Source organism: Geminicoccus roseus DSM 18922, assembly GCF_000427665.1.
GTDB classification, from domain to species: Bacteria; Pseudomonadota; Alphaproteobacteria; order Geminicoccales; family Geminicoccaceae; genus Geminicoccus; species Geminicoccus roseus.
Genome location: NZ_KE386572.1, coordinates 3,574,969 through 3,596,065, shown reverse-complemented (window position 1 = coordinate 3,596,065; position 21,097 = coordinate 3,574,969). Strand labels below are relative to the sequence as shown.

18 protein-coding genes and 1 tRNA gene are annotated in these 21,097 nt (G+C 68.3%); 6 read left to right on the top strand and 13 right to left on the bottom strand.

Features of this window, described 5'->3' with window-relative positions:
• Together GEMRO_RS30345 and GEMRO_RS30340 are read right to left on the bottom strand one after the other, a co-directional pair.
• Positions 1-1,311, bottom strand: coding sequence for a branched-chain amino acid ABC transporter permease (locus GEMRO_RS30345; RefSeq protein ID WP_051329198.1), 1,311 nt, complete (start codon positions 1,309-1,311; stop codon positions 1-3).
• A 37-nt stretch (positions 1,312-1,348) separates the two neighbouring features.
• Positions 1,349-2,152: an HpcH/HpaI aldolase family protein gene (locus GEMRO_RS30340; RefSeq protein ID WP_035485553.1), complete on the bottom strand. Its 804-nt coding sequence runs from the start codon at positions 2,150-2,152 to the stop codon at positions 1,349-1,351.
• Positions 2,153-2,560: 408 nt separating this feature from the next.
• Here GEMRO_RS30340 and GEMRO_RS0117950 point away from each other — a divergent pair, with 408 nt between their 5' ends.
• From GEMRO_RS0117950 to GEMRO_RS0117940, 3 genes are read left to right on the top strand one after another with little or no spacing between them, the layout of a single operon-like run.
• A complete protein-coding gene (locus GEMRO_RS0117950; protein ID WP_027135115.1) occupies positions 2,561-4,489 on the top strand; it encodes a serine protein kinase in 1,929 nt (642 codons plus the stop codon).
• Positions 4,490-4,538: 49 nt separating this feature from the next.
• On the top strand, positions 4,539-5,747 hold the full coding sequence (locus GEMRO_RS0117945; RefSeq protein ID WP_051329197.1) for a YeaH/YhbH family protein: 1,209 nt from the start codon (positions 4,539-4,541) through the stop codon (positions 5,745-5,747).
• Positions 5,748-5,760: 13 nt separating this feature from the next.
• Positions 5,761-7,161 (top strand): SpoVR family protein, encoded by a 1,401-nt coding sequence (locus GEMRO_RS0117940; protein ID WP_027135113.1) that lies wholly within the window; start codon positions 5,761-5,763, stop codon positions 7,159-7,161.
• On the opposite strand, the gene GEMRO_RS30335 is transcribed toward GEMRO_RS0117940, so the two are convergent.
• Positions 7,117-8,649, bottom strand: coding sequence for a M48 family metalloprotease (locus tag GEMRO_RS30335; RefSeq protein WP_051329196.1), 1,533 nt, complete (start codon positions 8,647-8,649; stop codon positions 7,117-7,119). The genes GEMRO_RS0117940 and GEMRO_RS30335 overlap by 45 nt on opposite strands.
• Positions 8,646-9,446, bottom strand: coding sequence for a thermonuclease family protein (locus tag GEMRO_RS30330; protein ID WP_157505631.1), 801 nt, complete (start codon positions 9,444-9,446; stop codon positions 8,646-8,648). The genes GEMRO_RS30335 and GEMRO_RS30330 overlap by 4 nt, the downstream gene beginning before the upstream one ends.
• Here GEMRO_RS30330 and GEMRO_RS0117925 point away from each other — a divergent pair.
• Both GEMRO_RS0117925 and GEMRO_RS0117920 read left to right on the top strand, forming a co-directional pair.
• Positions 9,419-9,495, top strand: a tRNA-Arg gene (locus tag GEMRO_RS0117925). The genes GEMRO_RS30330 and GEMRO_RS0117925 overlap by 28 nt on opposite strands.
• Positions 9,496-9,759: 264 nt before the next feature.
• Entirely contained in the window at positions 9,760-10,515 is a 756-nt protein-coding gene (locus GEMRO_RS0117920) for an SDR family NAD(P)-dependent oxidoreductase (protein ID WP_027135111.1), read from the top strand.
• Positions 10,516-10,553: 38 nt separating this feature from the next.
• On the opposite strand, the gene GEMRO_RS0117915 is transcribed toward GEMRO_RS0117920, so the two are convergent.
• Positions 10,554-11,681 (bottom strand): zinc-dependent alcohol dehydrogenase family protein, encoded by a 1,128-nt coding sequence (locus tag GEMRO_RS0117915; protein WP_027135110.1) that lies wholly within the window; start codon positions 11,679-11,681, stop codon positions 10,554-10,556.
• 268 nt (positions 11,682-11,949) lie between these two features.
• Here GEMRO_RS0117915 and GEMRO_RS0117910 point away from each other — a divergent pair, with 268 nt between their 5' ends.
• Positions 11,950-12,948: an MBL fold metallo-hydrolase gene (locus GEMRO_RS0117910; protein ID WP_027135109.1), complete on the top strand. Its 999-nt coding sequence runs from the start codon at positions 11,950-11,952 to the stop codon at positions 12,946-12,948.
• Between the two features lie 75 nt (positions 12,949-13,023).
• Here the strand turns inward: GEMRO_RS0117910 and GEMRO_RS0117905 are convergent, their stop codons facing one another.
• The 8 genes from GEMRO_RS0117905 to GEMRO_RS30320 form a co-directional block, all read right to left on the bottom strand.
• Complete coding sequence (locus tag GEMRO_RS0117905) at positions 13,024-13,785, bottom strand: glucose 1-dehydrogenase (protein ID WP_027135108.1); 762 nt, start codon at positions 13,783-13,785, stop codon at positions 13,024-13,026.
• A 14-nt stretch (positions 13,786-13,799) separates the two neighbouring features.
• The gene (locus GEMRO_RS0117900) at positions 13,800-15,278 is read right to left on the bottom strand and encodes an aldehyde dehydrogenase family protein (RefSeq protein WP_027135107.1); all 1,479 of its coding nucleotides are present in this window, start codon (positions 15,276-15,278) and stop codon (positions 13,800-13,802) included.
• Entirely contained in the window at positions 15,275-15,952 is a 678-nt protein-coding gene (locus GEMRO_RS0117895; protein ID WP_027135106.1) for an ABC transporter ATP-binding protein, read from the bottom strand. Before GEMRO_RS0117895 ends, GEMRO_RS0117900 begins: the two co-directional genes overlap by 4 nt.
• Position 15,953: 1 nt before the next feature.
• On the bottom strand, positions 15,954-16,685 hold the full coding sequence (locus GEMRO_RS0117890; protein WP_084507107.1) for an ABC transporter ATP-binding protein: 732 nt from the start codon (positions 16,683-16,685) through the stop codon (positions 15,954-15,956).
• An 11-nt stretch (positions 16,686-16,696) separates the two neighbouring features.
• A complete protein-coding gene (locus GEMRO_RS30325) occupies positions 16,697-17,677 on the bottom strand; it encodes a branched-chain amino acid ABC transporter permease (protein WP_035485551.1) in 981 nt (326 codons plus the stop codon).
• A 2-nt stretch (positions 17,678-17,679) separates the two neighbouring features.
• Positions 17,680-18,585, bottom strand: a complete 906-nt coding sequence (locus tag GEMRO_RS0117880) for a branched-chain amino acid ABC transporter permease (RefSeq protein ID WP_027135104.1) — start codon at positions 18,583-18,585, stop codon at positions 17,680-17,682.
• A 67-nt stretch (positions 18,586-18,652) separates the two neighbouring features.
• Positions 18,653-19,951 carry an ABC transporter substrate-binding protein gene (locus tag GEMRO_RS0117875; RefSeq protein ID WP_027135103.1) on the bottom strand — a complete coding sequence of 433 codons (1,299 nt, stop codon included), beginning with the start codon at positions 19,949-19,951 and terminating at the stop codon, positions 18,653-18,655.
• Positions 19,952-20,081: 130 nt separating this feature from the next.
• Positions 20,082-21,059 (bottom strand): LysR family transcriptional regulator, encoded by a 978-nt coding sequence (locus GEMRO_RS30320; protein WP_051329195.1) that lies wholly within the window; start codon positions 21,057-21,059, stop codon positions 20,082-20,084.
• Positions 21,060-21,097 lie beyond the last annotated feature (38 nt).

The following is a 21,097-nucleotide window of genomic DNA, read 5'->3' as shown; positions in this document are numbered from 1 at the left end:
TTAAATCCGCTCGTCCGGCGGACGATCGCGGCCAGGTCCGAACAGGCCTTCCGGGCGGAACACCAGGAGGCCGACCAGCACCGCCATCACCCAGACATCCTTCCAGGCGGCGCTGGCATAGCCGGCGGCGGCGGTCTCCACGATGGCGATGACGAACCCGCCGAGAAAGGCGCCCGGCACCGAGCCGATCCCGCCCAGCAGCGCCGCGGTCAGCGCCTTGAGGGTCACTGCCAGGCCGGTGGCATGGTCGGCGACCCCGTACTCGGCGACCAGCGCCAGCCCGCCGATGCCGCCCAGCGCCCCGCCCAGCATGAAGGTGCGGCCGATCACCCGGTCGATGTCGACCCCGAGCAGGGCTGCGGCGCCCGGGTCCTGCACCACCGCGCGCAGGCTGCGGCCATAGGCGGTGCGGCGCAGCAGCCAGGCCAGCCAGAGCGCGATCAGGCAGGTGCCGAGCGCCACCCAGAGATGGCCGGCGGTCACCGACACGTCGAACCCCTGCCCCTGGACCAGCACGATCCGGGCGTCGGCCACCACCGACATCTGCCGCGGCCGGCTGCCGACCGCCAGGCGCAGGGCCTCCGCCGCGGCGATGGCCAGCCCGATCGAGGCGATCAGGCCGCCGCTGCCCCGGCGGCCGTCCAGCTTCCGGAACACCAGCCGCCGGGCGAGCAGGGCATAGAGGCCGGCGGTGGCGCCGCAGACCAGCACGCCCAGCCCCACTACCAGGCCGGCCGGCAGCCCGAGCTGCAGCTGCAGGCCGACATGCAGGATCAGGAACAGCCAGCCCCCCAGCGCCGCCAGCTCGCCGAACGCGAACATGATGGTGCGCGCCGCGGCGGCGGTCAGGGTGAAGGCCACCGCGACCAGGGCATAGACGCAGGCGAGCGTGACGGCGTTGAGGACCTGCTGGAGCAGATAAAGGGCCCGGCTGGCCGGGGTGGCCGCCACGGGCGTGCGGACGGTGGCCGCCTCCAGGCGCTTGAGGCGCAGCATCTTGAAGGCCTGCTGCACGTCGTAGCGGCTGAGCGTCCCGAACCGGGAACTTTCCAGCTGGGTGAACTGCAAAGCGCCGCCGGTCCGCGCCGGCGGCAGGAACCAGCAGCGGATCCAGCCATCGCCGGTGGAGCCGCCGGTCCAGCCGATCCGCACCGCCAAGGGCCGGCCAGGACCATCGCTGGCGGTCCCGACCGTGATCGAAGCCGGGCTCTGCACGAACACCGGCAGGAGATCCTGGCAGGCCCGCACCGGATCGGTGCGCTCGGCGCCCAGCGCCGCAGCGGGCAGCAGGAGGGCCAGGGCGAGGATCATCCCGAAGAGATGCAACCTCGCCCGCGGCACCGCAGGCTCAGCCGTAGGGGCCGGTCGGCCGGTCCGGCAGGGCTGCCCCGCCGCGCACCCGGGCGAGATCGGCGCGGGCGGCCGCCGCCAGGAGCGGCACATCGCCCGCCCCTGCCACCAGCGCATAGCCCTCGGCGAACAGCTGCTCCGGGGTGCGGGCAGCGCTGGGCACGGTGCCGTAGGGCTTGCCGGCCTTCTTCAGGTTGGTCTCGGCCAGTTCCACCAATGCCCGGACCTCGGGCTGGTCGAGCTGCTCCAGCTTGCCGATGGTGCCGGCCATGTCGTTGACGCCGATCAGCACCATGTCGACCCCGTCGACCCTGGCGATGCTCTCGGCGCGCTCGGCGGCGCCGGCGCTCTCGATCTGGGCGATCAGGAACAGGTTCTCGTGCCAGTTGGCGCGGTAGCCGGTGTCCTTGCCATAGCCCGAGCAGCGCAGCGCCGGGGCGGCGTAGCCGCGCCGTCCATAGGGCGGGTACAGGCTGGCGGCGACGGCGGCCTTCGCCTCGTCCTCGTTCTCCACCATCGGGATCATCACCGAGGTCGCCCCGGCGTCCAGGATCCGCTTCAGGTAGACCTGGTCGTTCCACGGGACCCGCACGATCGCGTCGGCGCCGCCCACCGCGCAGGCCCGCATCATCTCGATGGCCGTCTCGATCGAGGCGGCGCCATGCTCCTGGTCGATGACCAGGAAGTCGTAGCCGGCGGCGGCGAGCAGCTCGGTGTTGGCGGTGGAACCGGTCGAGATCCACGCACCATAAAGCTGCTCGCCTGCGGCGACCCGCCGCTTGAGTCGATTGCCGGCCTGCATACCATTCTCCCTGACGGACACGCCGTCGGATAGCGTCGCCGCTCTCGGCATGGCAAGCCGGTCGCGGCCTCTTGGCCACATCTTCCCGGCGCCCGCGGCCGATTGCATCTTCCCTGAAACAATCGTGATCAGGCGTTAACGTAAGTTCGACAGGGAACGATTAGGTTCTTGGCGGGGCCGCCTGGGCTGGGCTACCGTCCATGATCCGAAACGGGTTCCGACCGCCCGGTGTGGACCGGCTGCATCGATGTGCAGCAACACTTGTACACGGCTTGCGCCAGGCGAGAATTCGCATAGACTCTTCAACCTCAAGGCGTATTCAAGGAGCCTGTATTCTCATAGGACGGACAGACTGCCGTTCGAGGTTCGTGCGTTGAACGTAGCCCCCTTCCAAAGGATGCGGAGACCGTGAGCACTACCGTCGACTTTGCTGCCATCATCGCTGAAGACCGCAAAGTGAGGGCGCAGGAAGAATGGCAGGGAACGTTCCTTGAATATCTCGAGAAGGTGAAAGCGGAACCGGCCCTTTCCTTCCAGTCGCACCGGCGCTTCTACGACATGATGATGGCCAAGGGCGTGCGCCATCTCGATGCCGAGGCCGATCCCAGGGTGAAGCGGCTGTTCGGCGACCAGCCGGTCAACGTGTACGGGTTCTTCGAGGACGAGTTCTTCGGCATGGAGCGCACGCTCGACAAGATCGTGCGCTACTTCCACTCCGCCGCCATGGGCGGCGAGGAAAGCCGGCAGGTGCTCTATTTGCTGGGGCCGGTGGGCTCGGGCAAGAGCTCCCTGGTGGCGCGGCTGCAGCGCGGGCTGGAAGAGCTGCCGCCGGTCTATGTCATCGACGGCTGCCCGACCTTCGAGGATCCCCTGCATCTGATCCCCCGCCATCTGCGCGGCGCGTTCGAGGAGATGCTGGGCGTGCGGATCGAGGGCGATCTCTGCCCGGTCTGCCGCTGGAAGCTGAAGGAGACCTGGGAAGGCAAGTACGAGGACGTGCCGATCCGCACCGTCCGCTTCTCCAAGCGCGCCAGGCGCGGCATCGGCGTGGTCCCGCCGGTCGACCCGAACAACCAGGACACCTCGGTGCTGATCGGCTCGGAGGATATCTCCAAGCTCGACCGCTACTCCGAGGGCGACCCGCGCGTGCTGGAGCTGAACGGCGCGTTCAACGTCGGCAACCGCGGCATGGTGGAGTTCATCGAGGTCTTCAAGAACGATCCCGAGTACCTCCACACCATGATCACCGCGACCCAGGAGAAGTTCGTGCCGGCGCCCGGCCGCCACGGCACCATCCATGTCGACACGGTGATCGTGGCGCATTCCAACGAGGCCGAGTGGCAGCGCTTCAAGGCCGACCACACCAACGAGGCGATCCTCGACCGGATGGTGGTGGTCAAGGTGCCCTACAACCTGCGCCTCTCGGAAGAGACCAAGATCTACGAGAAGTTCCTGCAGAAGTCGCAGTTCAACGCCAAGATCGCGCCGCACACGCTGGAGATCACCTCCATGTTCGCGATCCTGTCGCGGCTGGAGCCGACCTCGAAATGCGACCCGCTGACCAAGCTGAAGATCTATAATGGCGAGGAGGTCCTGGAGAAGGGCCGGCCGAAGAAGGTCACCCCGCACGAGCTGGCGGACGACGCCAAGCGCGAGGGTATGTTCGGGATCTCGACGCGCTTCATCATGAAGGCGATCGACACCGCGCTCACCAAGAACGACGGGGTGATCCATCCGATCAACGTGCGCGAGGCGCTGATCGGCATGGTCAAGGAGACCGAGCTCCCCGACAACACCAAGAAGCAGTACCTGGAGTTCCTGCAGGACACCCTGCACAAGGCCTATCTCGACCTGCTCGAGAAGGACATCACCAAGGCGTTCGTCTACAGCTTCAAGGACCAGGCCGAGACCCTGTTCCAGAACTACCTGGACCATGCCGAGGCCTATGTCACCAAGACCAAGGTCAAGGACAAGCAGACCCGCGACGAGATGCAGCCGGACGAGGGCTTTTTGAAGTCCATCGAGGAGCAGATCGCGGTGATCGGTCCGGCCGCCGACGGGTTCCGCCAGGAGGTGATCGCCTATCTGTGGTCGGCCACCAGGCGCGGCGAGAAGGTCGCCTACACCTCCTATGAGCCGCTCAAGGAAGCCATCGAGAAGAAGCTGATGAACTCGGTGCGCGAGATCAGCCGGATCGTGACCAAGGCGCGCACCCGCGACGAGGAGCAGCGGGAAAAATATGACAGCATGGTCACGAATCTGATCGCGCAGGGCTATAGTGAGGAGAGCATCGACACCATTTTAAAGTATGCTGCGAACCATCTGTGGAAGGATTGACGACTCGTAGCTGCGGGAAACCTCATCCAGGCATGCCAGGGGAGCTTCCTTGACGACAGTCTTTCGTCCTTACGAAGAAAGCGAGGCGCTGCGGTCCGACCGCAGCGCCGGCGACCGGCAGCGGCACCGCGAAAAGCTCCGGCGGTCGCTGCGGGAGAACATCGCCGACATCATCGCCGAGGAAAGCATCATCGGCCGTGACGGCGACAAGATCGTCAAGGTGCCGATCCGCGGCATCAAGGAGTACAAGTTCGTTTATGGCGACAACGAGGGCGGGGTGGGCACCGGCGACGGCGACACCAAGCCCGGCCAGATCATCGGCCAGGCCGGCGACGGCGAGCCGCAGCCGGGCCAGGGCCGCGCCGGCTCGGAGCCAGGCGTCGACTATTACGAGACCGAGATCAGCGTCGACGAGCTGATCGAGATCATGTTCGAGGACCTTGAGCTGCCCGACATGGAGCGCAAGGTCCTGCGCGAGGTCATGTCGGATTCGACCTTCAAGCGGCGCGGCTACCGCAAGCGGGGCCCGCGGGTCCATCTCGACCGCAAGCGCACCGCCAAGGCCCGCATCCGCCGGATGATCGCCTCGGACACCGACACCGCCGAGTTGCGCCAGAACCTGCAGGGCGAGCCGGAGAAGCCCGAGGACCGCTTCCCCTACCGGCGCGAGGACCTGACCTACAAGCGGGTGATCACCGATGTCCGCGAGGAAAGCAACGCGGTCGTCATGTGCATCATGGACACGTCCGGCTCGATGGACCGGATGAAGAAGTACCTGGCGCGCTCGTTCTTCTTCCTGCTCTACCAGTTCGTGCTGACCCGCTACCAGAACGTCGAGCTGGTGTTCATCGGCCACCATACCGAGGCCAAGGAAGTCACCGAGGAGGACTTCTTCCACAAGGGCGAGAGCGGCGGGACGATGATCAGCTCGGGCTACAAGAAGGCCCTGGAGATCATCGAGGACCGCTTCCACCCGGAGCTGTGGAACATCTACGCCTTCCACTGCTCGGACGGCGACAATTTCGACAGCGACAACGACGCCACGATCCGGGCGGCCCGCGAGCTGTGCGAGGTCTGCAACCTGTTCGGCTATGGCGAGATCAAGCCGCTGGGCTCGCACTACTACGAGAGCTCGATGCTGGAGCGCTTCCGGGCGGTGGACGCGAAGAACTTCCACAGCGTGCTGATCGAGCGGCGCGAGGACGTCTACCCGTCCTTCCGCTCGGTCCTGTCCAAGGAACGTGCCGAGGCCGGCTGAACCAGGAGCACCCATGACCAACTGGACGCTCGACGAACTCGCCCGCTGGGACGACCGGATCCAGGAAAAGGTCCGGGAATTCGGCCTGGACTGCTATCCGCAGGAATTCGAGGTGTGCGACCAGAACGCCATGCTGGGCTACATGGCCTATCACGGCATGCCGTCGCACTACCCGCACTGGTCGTTCGGCAAGGCGTTCGAGAAGACCAAGACCATGTACGACCATGGCGTGTCCGGCCTGCCCTACGAGATGGTGATCAACTCCGACCCCTGCCTTGCCTACCTGATGCGCGACAACTCGCTCTGCCTGCAGGTCCTCACCATCGCCCACGTGTACGGGCACAACGACTTCTTCAAGAAGAACTTCAACTTCGCCACCGGCACCCGGGCCACCGACACCATCTCGACCTTCAAGGCCCGCGCCGACCGGGTCCGCCGCTACCAGGAGGATCCCTCGATCAGCGCCACCGCGGTGGAGGACTGGCTGGATTCCTGCCACGCCCTGTCGTTCTCGCGCTCCAAGAACCCCTCGGTGCCGCGCCTGTCGCACGAGGCGCAGCTGCGCCGGGCGATGGAGGCGGCCGAGCCGCCCGAGGATCCGTTCCCGCTGCTCTCGCGCAAGCCGGAGCCGCCGGAGCCGGACCTGTTGCGGGTGCCGGTCGAGCCGGACGAGGACCTGCTCCTGTTCATCCGCGACCACCGGCGCGACCTGGAGGACTGGCAGCGCGACATCCTCACCATCGTCGACGACGAGGCGCGCTACTTCATCCCGCAGATCGAAACCAAGATCATGAACGAGGGCTGGGCCAGCTTCTGGCACCACAAGATCATGAACGCCCTCGACCTGCCCCAGGAACTGCACCTGGAGTTCCTGGTCCGCCACAATCAGGTGGTCTGCCCGCATCCCCGTTCGATCAATCCCTACCATCTGGGCTTCGTGCTCTGGCACGAGATCGAGAAGAAGTTCGGCGGCGCCGACACCCCAGAGGGCCGGCGCAAGATGTTCGAGGTCCGCGAGAGCGACCGCGACACCTCGTTCCTGCGCCGCTTCCTCGACGCCAGGACCATGCAGGCGGTCGACATGTTCTCCTACGCCCAGCGCGGCGAGCACTACGTGGTCGACGAGATCGCCGACGAGGGCTGGGAGGACATCAAGGCCAAGCTGCTCCGGCAGACCGGCACCGCCTCGATGCCGGTGATCAAGATCCACGACGCCGACTATGGCGGGACCCGCGGCCTCTATCTGGTCCACGAGCATGAGGGCCGCGACCTGGAGGTGACCCATGCCGAGAAGACCCTGGGCCACCTGCGCCATCTTTGGGGCGGCAAGGTCTGGCTGCGCTGCAGCCTGCGCGGCAAGCCGACCCTGCTATGTTCCGGTCCCGACGGGTTCGACGCCAAGCTGATCAACTGAGGCGGCCCCGGCCACCGGGGTGCCGGTGGCCGGGACGATCAGCTTGATCACCCGGCCGGGCTCGGGCTCGCCGCCGTCCAGCGGCAGCCCGTTGATCAGCCGGACATCGGCCAGGAGGTCCGGGTCGTCGCTCCGGAGGAGCTGCGCCAGCCGCTCGCCCTCCCGGACCGTGTGCAGGTCGATCATCTTGCCCGGGTAGCGCGCGGCTTCGGCGGGCGTCAGGAAGTCGAAGGATTCGATCGATCCCTGGTAGGCCGCCGCGGTGCGCTGGTCCATCTGCGGCGCCACGAACTGGAAGCGCCAGACCTTGTTGTCGCCACCGTCGATCGCGCCGACCAGCACCTGCCGGGTCTGCCGGCCGACCAGGCCGACGGCGAGGCCGGTGGCGGCATCCTGGCCGTCGATGCTGGTGGGCCAGACCGCCCGGGTGGCGCCCTGCCCCGGCCATTGCTGCTGCAGGTAGCTCGGTATGTCGGCGGTCTGCCGCTCGCCCATGTCGAACACCATCAGCGCGCCGTTCTCCGCCTGGCCGATCACCTGCTGCGGCGTGTTGGTGAGGCGGAAGCCCGGGGGTGCCTCGAAGCGGAAGCCCAGGACCGGATGAACGAAGCTGCGGCCGATCACCAGCCCCTGGGCCGGGTCGTCGCCGTAGAGCAGCCCGTCCACCGCGGCCAGGTAGGCGTCGCGGCCGCGCCGGTTGGCGGTCTCGCTCTGCCGCGCCGCCTCGTCGGCTGCCCGCGCCACCCGGTCCAGGGTGCGCGGGTGGCTGGCGTAGATGCTTTCCTCCGCGTCCACCGGCTGCCCGGTCTGGCGCGCCTGCAGTTCCGCCTGGGCCTGCAGCCGGCCGAGGAAGCTTGCCATCGCCCGGGGGTCGTAGCCGGCCCGGGTCAGGTAGCGGATGCCAAGCTGGTCCGCCTCGAACTCCTGGTCGCGCGAATAGCCCATCACCCAGGCCGGCGCCGCGGTCTGCGCCACCTGGGCCGCGGCCCGCGCGCCCGCCTCGCCCAGGAACAGCCCGCCCAGCAGCACGCCGATGGCGCTGGCTCCCTGGGCATAGGTCGACTGGGTATCGCGCTGGGCGGTATGGCGCCCGGTCACGTGGCCGATCTCGTGCGCGATCACCCCGGCCAGTTCCGCCTCGTCCGCCGCCAGCGCCATCAGGCCGCGGGTGACGTAGACATAGCCGCCCGGCAGGGCGAAGGCGTTGACCACTGGGCTGTCCAGCAGGGTGAAGGTGAAGTCCTGCCCGGGCAGCTCGCTCACCGCCACCAGCTTTTCGCCTAGGTCCTGGACATAGGCAGCCGCCCGCGCGCCGTCATAGTCGCCGCCGAACTCCGCCAGCACCTTGGGGTGCTCCTGGGCGCCCAGCCGCTGCTCGTCCGCCTGGGAAAGGGTCGTGTACTGCATGGCCCCGGTGGCCGGGTTGCGCACCTGGTTGCAGCCCACCAGGGCCGAGCCGATCAGGAGCGAGAGGAGGATGCGCTTCATGGCAGGGGCTGTAGCTCCAGTGGATCACGCAGTTCCAACATGGGGCCGGTGGCCTGAAACGGCCAGCCACGAACCTGCAGCTTCCGTCCCGTCAGCGTCGTGGGATCCAGGCCCGCCGCCACGAACCGCCGCAGGTCGGCCTTGAGAATGCGGATCCCGAAATCGGTCCGCCAGTCCGGGCCGAAGTCCAGGTAGCTCGCATCCCAGCTGGTCTTGACGGCGACCGCGACCCCCTCGACCAGCGCGAACCGCCCGATCCGCCGCGCCACCGTCACAGGCGTCGCCTGCGCCCGGTCCAGTTCGCCCCAGATCCCGCGCCCCGACGAGCGGCCGTCCCGCTCGGCCGCCAGCAGGACGCGCACCGCCGCCTCCGGCTCGTCGCCGCAGCGCACCACCGCGAGCCCGGCCCGCAGCAGGAGCAGCCGGGGGTCTTGGCCGGCCGCGTCCACCAGGGTGCCGAGCATCCGGCCATAGCGGTCCGCACGCTCCCCGCCCGCCAGCCGGAGCCGCCGCCCCTCGGCCAGCGGCGCCACCAGCGCCAGGGCCCTCGCCGGCAGTTCCACGGGCAGGTCGGGCACCACCACCGAGGCCAGCCGGATCGTCCGCCCGTCCGCCAGCACCCAGGCGTCGGCGCGCGCCAGCCGCTCCACCCGAACCGCCTCGTCTGCCGCCGCCCGGGTTCCCATGCCGCCCAGCAGCGCTCCCGCCAGCATCAGCACCGCGCGACGGCTGGCCGTCGCCGCCGGTCGGTGGTAGAGGGAGGCAGGTCGCGTCCGTAGCTCAGTAGGATAGAGCACAGGATTCCTAATCCTGGGGTCGTGGGTTCGAATCCCGCCGGACGCACCAGCCCCTCTTCCAGCCCGGTCCGCGTTGGCCCGCGGTGGTCCCGCCTCCGCCCGATCGTCCGTGCTGGCATTGCACATGGTCGGATCCGCCTGTGGTGTCCCGTCGCCCGGAACCAGCAATACACGTCGAGCGCGATAATAGGCAGAGGCAAATATCGCATAACGCGAGATGTGTGATGCTGCTCCGCTCGTGGCGCCGTGCTGGCTATCCGGCAGGACCGGCAGGGCGTATCGCCGATCGGACAACGACCGAGGACCCGGGATCATGACCAGCTTTTCCCTGGAAGGGCGCGCCGCCCTGGTGACCGGCGGCAGCCGCGGCATCGGCGGCGCCATCGCGGAGCTGTTCGCGCGCCATGGCGCCCGGGTGGCCGTCTGCCACCATGGCGATGCGGCGGGGGCGGAGGAGCTGCGCGGCCGGCTGGCGCCGGACGGCTTGGCCTGCCCCGCCACCGAATGCGACGTCGCCGACGAGGCATCGGTCGCCGCCATGGCAGCCTGGGCCAGGCAGGAACTCGGCCAGGTCGACATCCTGGTCAACTGCGCCGGGATCGGCGGCGACAAGGCTTTCGCCGACCTGTCGGTCGCCGACTGGGACCGGATGATCGGCGTGCATCTGCGCGGCACCTTCCTGGTCACCCACGCCTTCTTTCCGGACATGGTCCAGCGCGGCTACGGCCGGGTGATCAACATCGCCTCGCAGCTCGCCTACAAGGGCGCCCCGGGCCTGGTCCATTACTGCGCCGCCAAGGCCGGGATCGTCGGCTTCACCCGGGCCCTGTCCTACGAAGGCGCCCCGCACGGCGTCACCGTCAACGCGATCGCGCCGGGCCCGGTGGAGACCGACCTGCTGCGCGGCCTTTCCCCCGCCTGGCGCGAGATGAAGCAGGCGCAGCTGCCGATCGGCCGGTTCGGCCAGGTGGACGAGATCGCGCCCACCGCCCTGATGCTCGCCTCCTCGGCCGGTTCCTATTACGTGGGCCAGACCCTCTCGCCCAATGGCGGCGACGTGATGGTCTGAGCCCGGGCCTCCCATGCTTCACGCAAGGCCCAGGCTCCTCAGTGCGGGCTGATGACGTGGCGGACCGTGCGGCCTTCCGCCAGCGCGTCGAAGCCTGCGTTGATGTCGTCCAGCGTGCCGCGGCTGGTCAGCAGCCGGTCGACCGGCAGGCGGCCGGCGCGGTAGAGCGCCACGAAGCGGGGGATGTCCCGGGTGGGGATGCAGCTGCCGACATAGCTGCCGCGCAGGGTGCGCTCCTCGCCGACCAGCCGGGTCGGGGAGAAGGCGAAGCGGGCGGCGGGGTTGGCGAGGCCGGCGGTGGTGGTGGTGCCGCCGCGCCTGGTGATCTCGAAGGCCAGTTCCAGCGCCTTGGCCGACCCGGCCATCTCCAGGGCATGGTCGACGCCGCCGCCGGTGACGGCACGGATCGCGGCGATCGCGTCCGGGTCGCCAGCGTTGAACGTGTCGGTGGCGCCCAGCTCCCTGGCCATCGCCAGCTTGTCGTCGGCGAGGTCGAGCGCAATCACCCGGGCAGCACCCGAGGACAACGCGCCCAGGAGCGCGCTCAGGCCGACCCCGCCCAGCCCCACCACCGCGACCGTCTCGCCGGCACGCACCTGGGCGGTGTTGACCGCGGCCCCGACACCGGTCAGCACCGCGCAGCCGAACAGGGCGGCGATCTCCAGCGGGATGTCCCGGTCGATCTTCACCAGCGAGTGGCGCGACACCACGGTGTAGTCGGCGAACGCGGAAACGCCGACATGGTGGTGCACCGGCCCGCCCTGGAAGGACAGGCGGCGCTCGCCGGACAACAGGGTCCCCTGGCCGTTCGTGGCGTTGCCCGGCTCGCACAGGGCCGGCCGTCCCTCGCTGCAGCAGACGCAATGGCCGCAGGACGGCACGAACACCATGACCACATGGTCGCCCGGCACCAGGTCGGCGACGCCGGGGCCGGTCTCTTCGACGACGCCCGCCGCCTCGTGGCCCAGCACCATCGGGGTCGGGCGCGGCCGGTCGCCATTGATGACCGAGAGGTCGGAATGGCACAGGCCGGCAGCGCCGACCCGCACCAGCACCTCGCCCGGACCGGGCGGGGCCAGCTCGACCTCCTCGATCGCCAGCGGCCTGGTCGTCGCGAACGGGGCGCTCTTGGGGGCTTCGTGCAGGACAGCCGCGCGAATCTTCAACGACGTTCCTCCGTCGGGTTCGGTTGCAGGGCAGAGACCGCCTCCGTGAAGCAGCCGTCAATGAACGAAATGTTCCCCACGGCATAAGACGCCGCTATGGCGAGCTTGGCCCTTCGCCATAGCGTGCCGTTATGGCGAACAGCGCAAACTTCTCTTTGTCACCTCCCAATGCCGGCCCGATGCTTCCGAGTAGTTCGTCTGGGCCTTGAAACAACGAGGCAGGGAGCCGGCCGCGCAGCAAGACGCGGCCGCGACAAAGGAGAAGACCATGGCGATCATCAAGGCGCCGATCGGCCGACGTGGATTTCTGGCAGGCACTGCCGGCCTGACGCTGGCGTCCGGCGGTATCGGACTGTTCGGTTCCGGCCGGGCCGAGGCCAAGGCGCCGATGCTCGGCACCAAGCAGCCGGGCTGGTACCGGTTCAAGATCGGCGACTTCGAGGGAACCATCGTCTCCGACGGCAGGCTCGACCTCGGCAAGGCGACCGACCAGTTCCCGGATGCGCCGGTCGAGGAAATCCAGGCGATCATGGACAGGGAATTCCTGCCGGTGGCGCCGATGATGCTGGAGCAGAACGCGCTGATCGTGAACACCGGCGAGAAGCTGGTCCTGTTCGACAGCGGCATGGGCAGCGCCAAGCTGTTCGGCCCAGAATCCGGCCGGCTGATGGCCAGCATCAAGGCTTCGGGCATCGATCCGGCCACCATCGACGCGGTGATCCTGACTCACGCCCACCTGGACCATTGCTGGGGCATCATGGCGGACGACGGTTCGCGCAACTTCCCCAACGCCCAGATCTACATGTCCCAGGCGGACTTCGACTTCTGGACCGACGAGGGCAAGCTCTCGGCGGAAGGCTTCCTGCCGACCTTCGTGGAAGGTGCCCGGCGCAACCTCCTGCCCAACCAGGACCGCATGGTGTTCGTGGAGGACGGCAAGGAAGTGCTCCCGGGCATCCAGGCGATCTTCACGCCCGGCCACACGGTCGGCCATGTCTCCTACGTGATCACCTCGAACGGCCAGTCCTTCCTGAACGTGGGCGACGTGGTCCACCACTACGCGCTCCTGTTCGAGAACCCGCAATGGGAGTTCGCCTTCGACACCGATCCCAAGCAGGCGGCCGCCACCCGGGTGAAGCTGTTCGAGATGGCGACCTCGGAGCAGCTGGTGATGCTGGGCTACCACTTCCCGTTCCCGGGCATCGGCCATATCCGCAAGGCGCAGAAGGGCTTCGACTACGTGCCCATGGCCATGGATCTCAGCTGATCCGGTCAGGCTCCGAACAGGCGAACGGCCGCGCTTCTCGCGCGGCCGTTCTGCTTTCAGCCAGGCTCTGGAACGTCAGATCGTCCGGCCGCCGTCCACCGGCAGGAGCACGCCGGTGACGAACTCGGAATCCGGCGAGGCCAGGTAGAGCGCTGCCCGCGCGATGTCGTCCGGACGGGACATCCGGCCGAGCGGGATCGTCGCCACGAAACGCGCCCTGTTCTCCGGCGTGTCCGGCACGCCCATGAAGGATTCCAGCAGGCCGGTTTCGCCCATCACCGGGCAGAGCGCGTTCACCCGGATGTTGTCCGGCGCCAGCTCGACCGCCAGCGACTGGGACATGATGTTCACCGCACCCTTGGTGCTGTTGTACCAGCTCAGGCCCGGACGCGGGCGGATGCCGGCGACCGAGCCGATGTTGACGATCACCCCGCCGCCGTTCTGCCGCATGAGCGGCACGGTCGCGTGGGTCATCAGGTAGATCGACTTCACGTTGATCCGGAACACCCGGTCGAAGGTCTCCTCGTCGACGTCCAGGGCCGGCTGGTTCTTGTGGGTCCAGCCGGCATTGTTGACCACGATGTCCGGCTTGCCGAACTGCGCCACTGCCGCCTCGACCGCCGCGTCCACCTCGGCCTTCACGCCGACATCCGCGGCGAACGCCGCGGCGCTCTCCCCGATCTCGCCGGCCACCCGCTCGGCCGCATCCTTGCGGATGTCGAGCACGGCCACCCTGGCGCCCTCGGCAGCGAACAGCTTGGCGATCGCCTCGCCAAACCCGCCGCCCGCTCCGGTGACGATCGCGAACTTCCCGGCCAGCCGGTGCTGTGCGCCCATGTCCTTGTTCCTTCTCAGTCGTGCTTGATCACGATCGTCTTCAGCGCGGCGAACTCGTAGAGCGCCTCGAAACCCTTCTCGCGGCCATGACCGGACTTCTTCATCCCGCCGAACGGCAGCTCGATGCCGCCGCCGGCGCCATAGGCGTTCACGAACACCTGGCCGGCCTGGACCTTGCGCGCGACCCGGGTCGCCCGCGCCCCGTTGCCGGACCAGACGCCGGCGACCAGGCCGTAGTCGGTGTCGTTGGCGAGGCGCACCGCGTCGGCCTCGTCCTCGAACGGGATCGCCGAGAGGACCGGCCCGAACACCTCGTCCACAGCCAGCCGGTTGCCGCGCGGCACCGGCCCGTAGATGCGCGGCGCCACGAAGAATCCGTCCGCGGGCGCTCCCTCGGCGACCTGGCCCATGGCCAGCAGCGGAACGCCATCGGCCTCGGCACGGCTGAAGAAGCCTTCGACCCGCTTCTTCTGCTTGGCGTTGATGACCGGGCCCAGGTCCAGGTCCATCTCCGGCGTGCCGGCGCGCAGGCGAGCGAACCGCTCGATCACCCGCTCCATCACCAGGTCATAGGCGCTCTGCTCGATCAGCAGCCTGGAGCCCGCCGAGCAGGTCTGCCCGGCATTCTGGACGATGGCGTTGACCAGGACCGGCACCGCGACGTCGAGGTCGGCGTCGCCGAACACGATCTGCGGGCTCTTGCCGCCCAGTTCCAGGACGCAGCCGATATGGTTGCGGGCAGCAGCGGTCTGGATGAACACGCCGACCTCGGGGCTGCCGGTGAACGCGATGAAGTCGATCCCCGGATGCTCGGCCAGCGCCGCGCCGGCTTCGCCGCCCAGGCCCGGCACGATGTTGATGGCGCCCTCGGGCATGCCCACGCCCGCCGCCAGCTCCGCAATACGCAGGGAGGTCAGGCAGGCGTCCTCGGCCGGCTTCAGCACCGTGGCGTTGCCCATCGCCAGAGCGGGCCCAAGGGTGCGCCCGAACATCTGCGCCGGGTAGTTCCAGGGAATGATGTGCCCGGTGACGCCGAAGCGCTCGCGCTCGGTCGCCACGAGGTAGCCCGGCAGGAACGGGATGGTTTCGCCATGCACCTTGTCGGCGGCGGAGCCGTAGAACTCGAAGTAGCGGGCCGCCGCGACCATGTCGGCACGGGCCTGCTTCATCGGCTTGCCGGTGTCGCGCGCCTCGAGCAGGGCAAGCTCCTCGGCATGGTCGGCGATCGCCTGGCCCAGCTTCATCAGGAGCCGGCCACGCTCCAGGGCGGACAGGCGGCCCCAATGGCCTTCCTCGACGGCATGGCGCGCTGCCTTCACGGCGCGGTCGACGTCCGGCTTTCCGCCGGCGGCGATCCTGGCGAACACCCGGCCTTCGGCAGGCGCCACGACATCCACCGTGCCGCGACCGGTGGCGGGCTCCCAGCGATTGTCGATGAAGACGCCCTCGGCGGCCTGCACCGTGGCGGCTTCCGGATAGGTCGAAGCGCTCATGCGACAAGTTTCTCCGTTCGGTCGTCGGATGCGATGGCACCGCGCTCGACCACGATCGTGCGTTCCGCAAAATTCTTGAGCAGATGCGGGTTGGATTCGGTGATCACCAGGGTCAGTTCCGGCGCCAGGTCGCGCAGCCGGCGCAGCGCGTCGGCGTAGCGATGGGCCAAAACGGGGGCCAAGCCCTGGAACGGCTCGTCCAGCAGCACCAGCCGCGTCCCCAGCATCAAGGCCCGGCCCAGCGCCACCATCTTGCCCTGCCCGCCGGACACCGAGCCCGCCGGCCGCCCGGCCAGCTCCTTCAGCTCCGGCAGCACCTCGTAGACCCGGGCCAGGCGCCGCCCGGTCTCCGCCTGGTCGAGCTGGGCCACCCGTGCCGGCAGCAGCACGTTCTCTTCCACCGTGAAGCGCGAGAACAGCCGGCGGTCCTCCGGCGCATAGCCGATGCCAAGGCCGGGGCGCAGATGCGGCGCCACCCTGCCCAGGTCCTGACCCTGGAAGGTCATCCGCCCGGTGCAGTCGGTGAAGCCCATGATCGTGCGCAGCGTGGTGGTCTTGCCGGCGCCGTTGCGGCCGACCAAGGCGACGCTCTCGCCCTCGTCCAGCTGGAACGAGATCTGGCGCAGAATCGGGATGCGCTCGATCGAGACGTCGACGCGTTCGAACGACAGCATGTCAGCCTCCGATCACCGTGCGGACCACCTCGGGATCGGCCAGCACCAGGTCGGGCGGTCCGGCCATCTGGATCTTGCCGGCACTCCAGACCGCGACCCGGTGCGCGTAGCGGCTCACCATTTCCATGTCGTGCTCGACGAACACCGAGCTCACCTTCGCCTTGGCGAGCGCACCCACCAGGATCTCCATCACCTCGAACTTGTCGGCCGACGCCACGCCCGAGGTGGGCTCGTCCATCAGCAGCAGGCGCGGGCGCAGGGCCAGCGCCACCGCGATGTCGACCAGCTTGCGCTGGCCTTCCGGCAGTTCCGAGGCGCGCCGCTCCTTCACGTCGCCGCAGCCCACCAGTTCCAGCAGCGCCACCATCTCGTCGCGCTCGGGCAGGTGCCGCATGGTGCGGAACGGGTTCCAGCGCCGCTCGCGCACGGCGGCCGCCAGCAGCATGTTCTCCAGGACGGTGTGCTCGGTGAACAGCTGCGGGATCTGGAAGGCCCGGGCAATGCCCAGGCGGGTGATGGTGCGCGGCGGCTGGGCGGTGATCTCCTTGCCCTCGAACCAGACGGTACCACCCTGCGGGCGCAGGTAGCCCGTGCAGATGTTGAGAAAGGTGGTCTTGCCGGCACCGTTCGGCCCGATGATGGCGAGGTTCTCGCCCTCGAACACGTCCAGCTCGATCCCGTCGGCCGCCACCACGCCGCCGAACCGGATCTGCAGCCCCTTGGCCTGGAGCATCGGCGCACGGCTCACGTCACGTTCTCCACGGCCCGCGCCTCGTCCCGGGCGGCCGCCTCGCGCCGGCGCGCCCAGGGCAATCGCCGGTGCAGGTCGATCAGCCCGCCCGGCGCCCACAGGATCACCACGATCAGCACCGCGCCCAGGATCAGCTGCCAGCTGTCGGCCAGGAACGCGGCGGCATAGACCCTCACCGCCTCGTAGACGAACGAGCCGGCGAAGGCGCCCAGCACATGGCCGGCCCCGCCCAGGACCGCGATGAACACGAACTCGCTGGAGCGGGTCCAGAACGTGTAGTCCGGGGTGGCGATGCCCTGGACCAGGCCCATGGCGACGCCGCCCAGCCCGCAGAGCAGGGCCGAGAACACGTAGCTCACCAGCATGACGTGCTTGGCCGAGATGCCGATATATTCCAGGCGGGTCTCGTTGGCCTTCATCGCCTTCAGCGCCTGGCCGAGCGGGCTGCGCAGGAACTGCCAGACCATCGCCGCCATCAGCACCGCCAGCACGAGGACAGTGTAGTAGATCACGAGGTCGAAGGAGCCGCGGTCGAAGCTGAAGCCCAGGAGGGTCGGGCGGCGGATGCGCATCCCGTCCGAGCCGCCGGTCAGGTGGAAGAACTTCTCCAGAACCGCGAACAGGACCATGGAGAAGGCCAGGTTGAGCATCCCGAAGAAGATGCCCCGGTAGCGGGTGACGAACAGCCCGACGATCAGGCCGGCCAGGATCGACACCAGGGCCGCGGCGACCAGCAGGACCACCATGTCCGCACCCCGCCAGGCATCGCCCAGAAAAGCGGCGGTGTAGGCGCCGGCGGCGAAGAACATGCCGTGGCCGAACGAGACCTGGCCGGCCTGCAGGAGCAGCAGGATGCCCAGGACCGCAAGGGCCTTGGCGTAGACGATCGTCAGGAAGGTCATGGACGAACCGGCGAACGCCGGGACGGCCAGGAGCAGCAGGAGAAGCGCTGCCAGCGCGATGCGCTTGGTCATGGTCAGATCTTCCGCACCGCGGCGACGCCGAACAGGCCGTTCGGGCGAACGAGCAGGACGAGCACCATGATGAGATAGGGCATCAGCACCTCGAACTCGGGCGCCAGGTAGATGGCGAAGGAACGGCTGAGGCCGATCAGCAGCGCGGAGATCGCCGCCCCCTCGATCTGGCCGAGCCCGGCCGTGGCCGCCACCGCGAAAGACAGGACGATCATGTTCGCCCCCATGCCCGGGATCAGCGAGGTGGTCGGGGTGGCGAGCGCGCCGCCCGCCGCCGCCAGCGTCGCGCCGATCACGAAGGTCATGAAATAGACCCTCTTGGCGTTGATCCCGATCGCGGTCGCGGCCTCGCGGTCCTCGGTCACCGCCAGGATCTCGGCGCCGTTGCGGGTGTGGCGCAGGAAGTAGCGCAGGCCGACCAGCACCACGATCGCCAGGATCGGCAGGAAGATCGTCTGGTAGGCGGTGTAGGTGATCCCCACCACGCTCACGTTGCCCAGGAGCTGGAGCGGCTCGGCCATGTAGAGCGGCTGCACGCCCCAGATCATCCGCTGGATGTTCTCCAGCATCATGAACACCGCGAAGGTGACGAGGAGCTGCAGCACCGGGTCCTTGGTGTAGATATGGCGCAGCAGGATCGATTCCATTGTCCCGCCGACCAGCAGCCCCACCAGGATCGCCGCCAGCACCAGGGCCGGGAAGGTCAGCCACGGGCTGAAGCCCTGGGCCACCAGCCAGCTGCCGATCGAGGCGGCCCCGTAGGCGCCCAGGGCATAGAAGCTGCCATGGGCGATGTTGAGCACGCCCAGCACCCCGAAGATCAGGGTGAGGCCGACCGCGACCAGGAAGATCAGGGACGCATAGGAAATGCCGTCCATGGTCGCGAGGATGGCGATATCGAGGGACATGGGCACCGCTCGTCACAAAAGAAACGCGGCCGGAACATGAGATGCCCCGGCCGCCCTGGAGAAAGGCTCAGGAGCCGTGCTGGTAGCGCTTCGCCTCGACCTTGGTGAACTCGGGCGTCAGGGTCCCGATCCACTCGATCGATTCCTGGCCGACCGGCGGCATCAGGTCCTCGCCGGCATAGACGGCCATGTCGTCGATGATCGGGAACGGATAGTCGGGCACGGTCTTGGTGACGCCGACCAGCTGCGCCTCGATCCCCTGCCCGTCCTCGCGGATGGTCAGCGGGCGGCCGAAGCCCTGGAACTCCAGACCGGTCATCGCGTCGATGACCTGGTCGCGGTCCGGCCACTCCCCGCCATTGGCAGCGGCAGCCTTGTCGTAGGCAGCTTCCAGGGCCGCAAAGGCCTGGGCCATGTGGTAGACGGAGTAGATCGGGTAGGAGCCGGTCTTCTCCTTGAACGCCTCGTTGAAGGCGGTCAGCTTCGGGTCGTCCTTGTATTCCGGATGCAGGAAGTAGTGGTCGCCGCGGCCGCCGACGATCACCCCGTCGGGCAGGTCGCTGCCCAGGCGCTGCAGCGAGGATTCGGCGAGCGGCAGCACGAACTGCGAGGTCTCGAACAGGCCGCGCTGGTTGGCCTGGCGCACGAAGGTGTCCAGGTCGCCGCCCCAGGAGGTCGACAGGATCACGTCGGGCTTGAGCGCCTGCAGCCTGGAGACCTCGGCCGAATAGTCGGGCGCACCGAAGGCCGGGAACAGTTCCGCCACGACCTCCACGTCCGGCTTCAGGACCTTCAGCGCCTCCGAAAAGATCTGCCAGCTGTCGCGGCCCCAGGCATAGTCCTGGTTCACCACCGCGATGGTCTTGAAGTCCGGCTTCGTATCCAGGAGATAGAGCAGCGGCGCCAGGACCTCGGGCGTGGCGTTGGCCTGGGTGCGGAAGACGTAGCGGTACTCGTCGTCCTCGAAGATCCGCTGGGTTCCGCAGTCCCACATGAAGTTCATCACTTCGAGGTCTTCGGCGAGCGGTGCGATCTTGTTGCACACCCCGGACGAGATCGAGGCGAACATCACGTCGACGTCGACGTCCTGCGCCAGGCGGCGATACTCGGTCATGAGCGCCTCCAGCCCGGCGCCCTCGTCCATGAAGCTCAAGGACACCGGCACGCCCTGGATGCCGCCGTCCTTGTTGATCTGCTCGGCCAGCATGTTGGCCGCGTCGGTGGCAGGAACGCCGAACACCGAGGCGGGTCCCGAACTGTAGCTTGTGATGCCGATACGCAGCTCGGACGGCTTCTCGGCCGCCGCGAGCGGCGCTCCGATCGTGAGGCAAGCGGCGACCGCCGCCGAACCGACTACGCGCAGCATCTATCTACCTCCCTGGCTCTCTCCCCTGCATGGGGGATCGAATTGGCTTTATCGCCTGGTTACTTGCGGCTTGGTCGCTTGGCAGCGCAAAGAGAATTTTCCGCTTACAGGCATAACACCGGGGTATGGGTCACGGCTTCGTTCGCCGATCTCCGCTATAGTGCGAGCCCTCCAGCTGCCCGCCGTCCCATCGGCCGCTCTCCACCAGCCGGGCCAGCGTCGTGCGGCAGACCTGCTCGATCGCCGCCACCGCATTGGGCATTGGCCGGTCGGCTGGATGGACCAGATGGACCGTGCGCCGCAGCAGCGGGTTCTCGACCCGCCAGGTCCGCAGGCGGCCGGCCTGCACCTCCTTGGCGATCGCCTGGGTGGGCAGGATCGAGTAGCCGAGCCCGGCTTCCACCAGTTCCTTGATGTTGCCGTAGGAGTCCACGTCGATCACCGAGTTGAGCAGGAGGCCGCGCGCCGTCGCCTTGTCCTCCAGGAGCTGGCGCAGACCGTGGCCGGGGCTCGGCAGGATCAGCGGCAGGTGGGCGACGTCGGCATAGGCCACCGGCCCCTCGCCCGGCTGGTCGGTGCAGACTCCGATCCTCGCGGCCGGCGCGAACAGGGTGAGTTCCTCCGACAGGACGCTGCGCGAGGTCAGCCCGCGATCCTCGACCGGGAGGTAGAGGATTCCCAGGTCGATCCGGTTCTCGCGCAGCCATTCCAGGACGAAGCCGCTCATCGCCTCGGCGATCCGCAGCTTGATCTTGGGATAGAGGCGGCGCACCTCGGTGATCATCGGCACCGCCAGGATCTGGCTGATCGTCCCCGGCACGCCCAGGCGCACCTCACCGGACGGCTCCGCCTCGTGCCCCTCGATCTCCTGGCGGACCGCCTCGAACTGCTCGACGATCAGTCGTGCCTTGCGCAGCAGGATCTCGCCCGCTTCGGTCGGCACCACACCCTGGGGACTGCGGAACAGGAGCGGCGTCCCGAGGTCGGCCTCCATGTTGCGGACATGCAGGCTGAGCGCCGGCTGGGCGACATGCAGGGTCAGCGCCGCCTTGGAGAAGGAGCCCTGCTCGACGATGGCGATGAAATAGCGAAGCTGCCGCAGATCCAAGGAGGCCCTCCCGAACTTTTCGTTATCGGCCGGGCACT

Excerpts from the sequence above, each read along its gene's own strand:
- GEMRO_RS30345 (WP_051329198.1), bottom strand. The coding sequence starts at position 1,311 with ATGATCCTCGCCCTGGCCCTCCTGCTGCCCGCTGCGGCGCTGGGCGCC.
- GEMRO_RS30340 (WP_035485553.1), bottom strand. The coding sequence starts at position 2,152 with ATGCAGGCCGGCAATCGACTCAAGCGGCGGGTCGCCGCAGGCGAGCAG.
- GEMRO_RS0117940 (WP_027135113.1), top strand. The coding sequence starts at position 5,761 with ATGACCAACTGGACGCTCGACGAACTCGCCCGCTGGGACGACCGGATC.
- GEMRO_RS30335 (WP_051329196.1), bottom strand. The coding sequence starts at position 8,649 with ATGAAGCGCATCCTCCTCTCGCTCCTGATCGGCTCGGCCCTGGTGGGC.
- GEMRO_RS0117920 (WP_027135111.1), top strand. The coding sequence starts at position 9,760 with ATGACCAGCTTTTCCCTGGAAGGGCGCGCCGCCCTGGTGACCGGCGGC.
- GEMRO_RS0117910 (WP_027135109.1), top strand. The coding sequence starts at position 11,950 with ATGGCGATCATCAAGGCGCCGATCGGCCGACGTGGATTTCTGGCAGGC.
- GEMRO_RS0117905 (WP_027135108.1), bottom strand. The coding sequence starts at position 13,785 with ATGGGCGCACAGCACCGGCTGGCCGGGAAGTTCGCGATCGTCACCGGA.
- GEMRO_RS0117900 (WP_027135107.1), bottom strand. The coding sequence starts at position 15,278 with ATGAGCGCTTCGACCTATCCGGAAGCCGCCACGGTGCAGGCCGCCGAG.
- GEMRO_RS0117895 (WP_027135106.1), bottom strand. The coding sequence starts at position 15,952 with ATGCTGTCGTTCGAACGCGTCGACGTCTCGATCGAGCGCATCCCGATT.
- GEMRO_RS0117890 (WP_084507107.1), bottom strand. The coding sequence starts at position 16,685 with ATGCTCCAGGCCAAGGGGCTGCAGATCCGGTTCGGCGGCGTGGTGGCG.
- GEMRO_RS30325 (WP_035485551.1), bottom strand. The coding sequence starts at position 17,677 with ATGACCAAGCGCATCGCGCTGGCAGCGCTTCTCCTGCTGCTCCTGGCC.
- GEMRO_RS0117880 (WP_027135104.1), bottom strand. The coding sequence starts at position 18,585 with ATGTCCCTCGATATCGCCATCCTCGCGACCATGGACGGCATTTCCTAT.
- GEMRO_RS0117875 (WP_027135103.1), bottom strand. The coding sequence starts at position 19,951 with ATGCTGCGCGTAGTCGGTTCGGCGGCGGTCGCCGCTTGCCTCACGATC.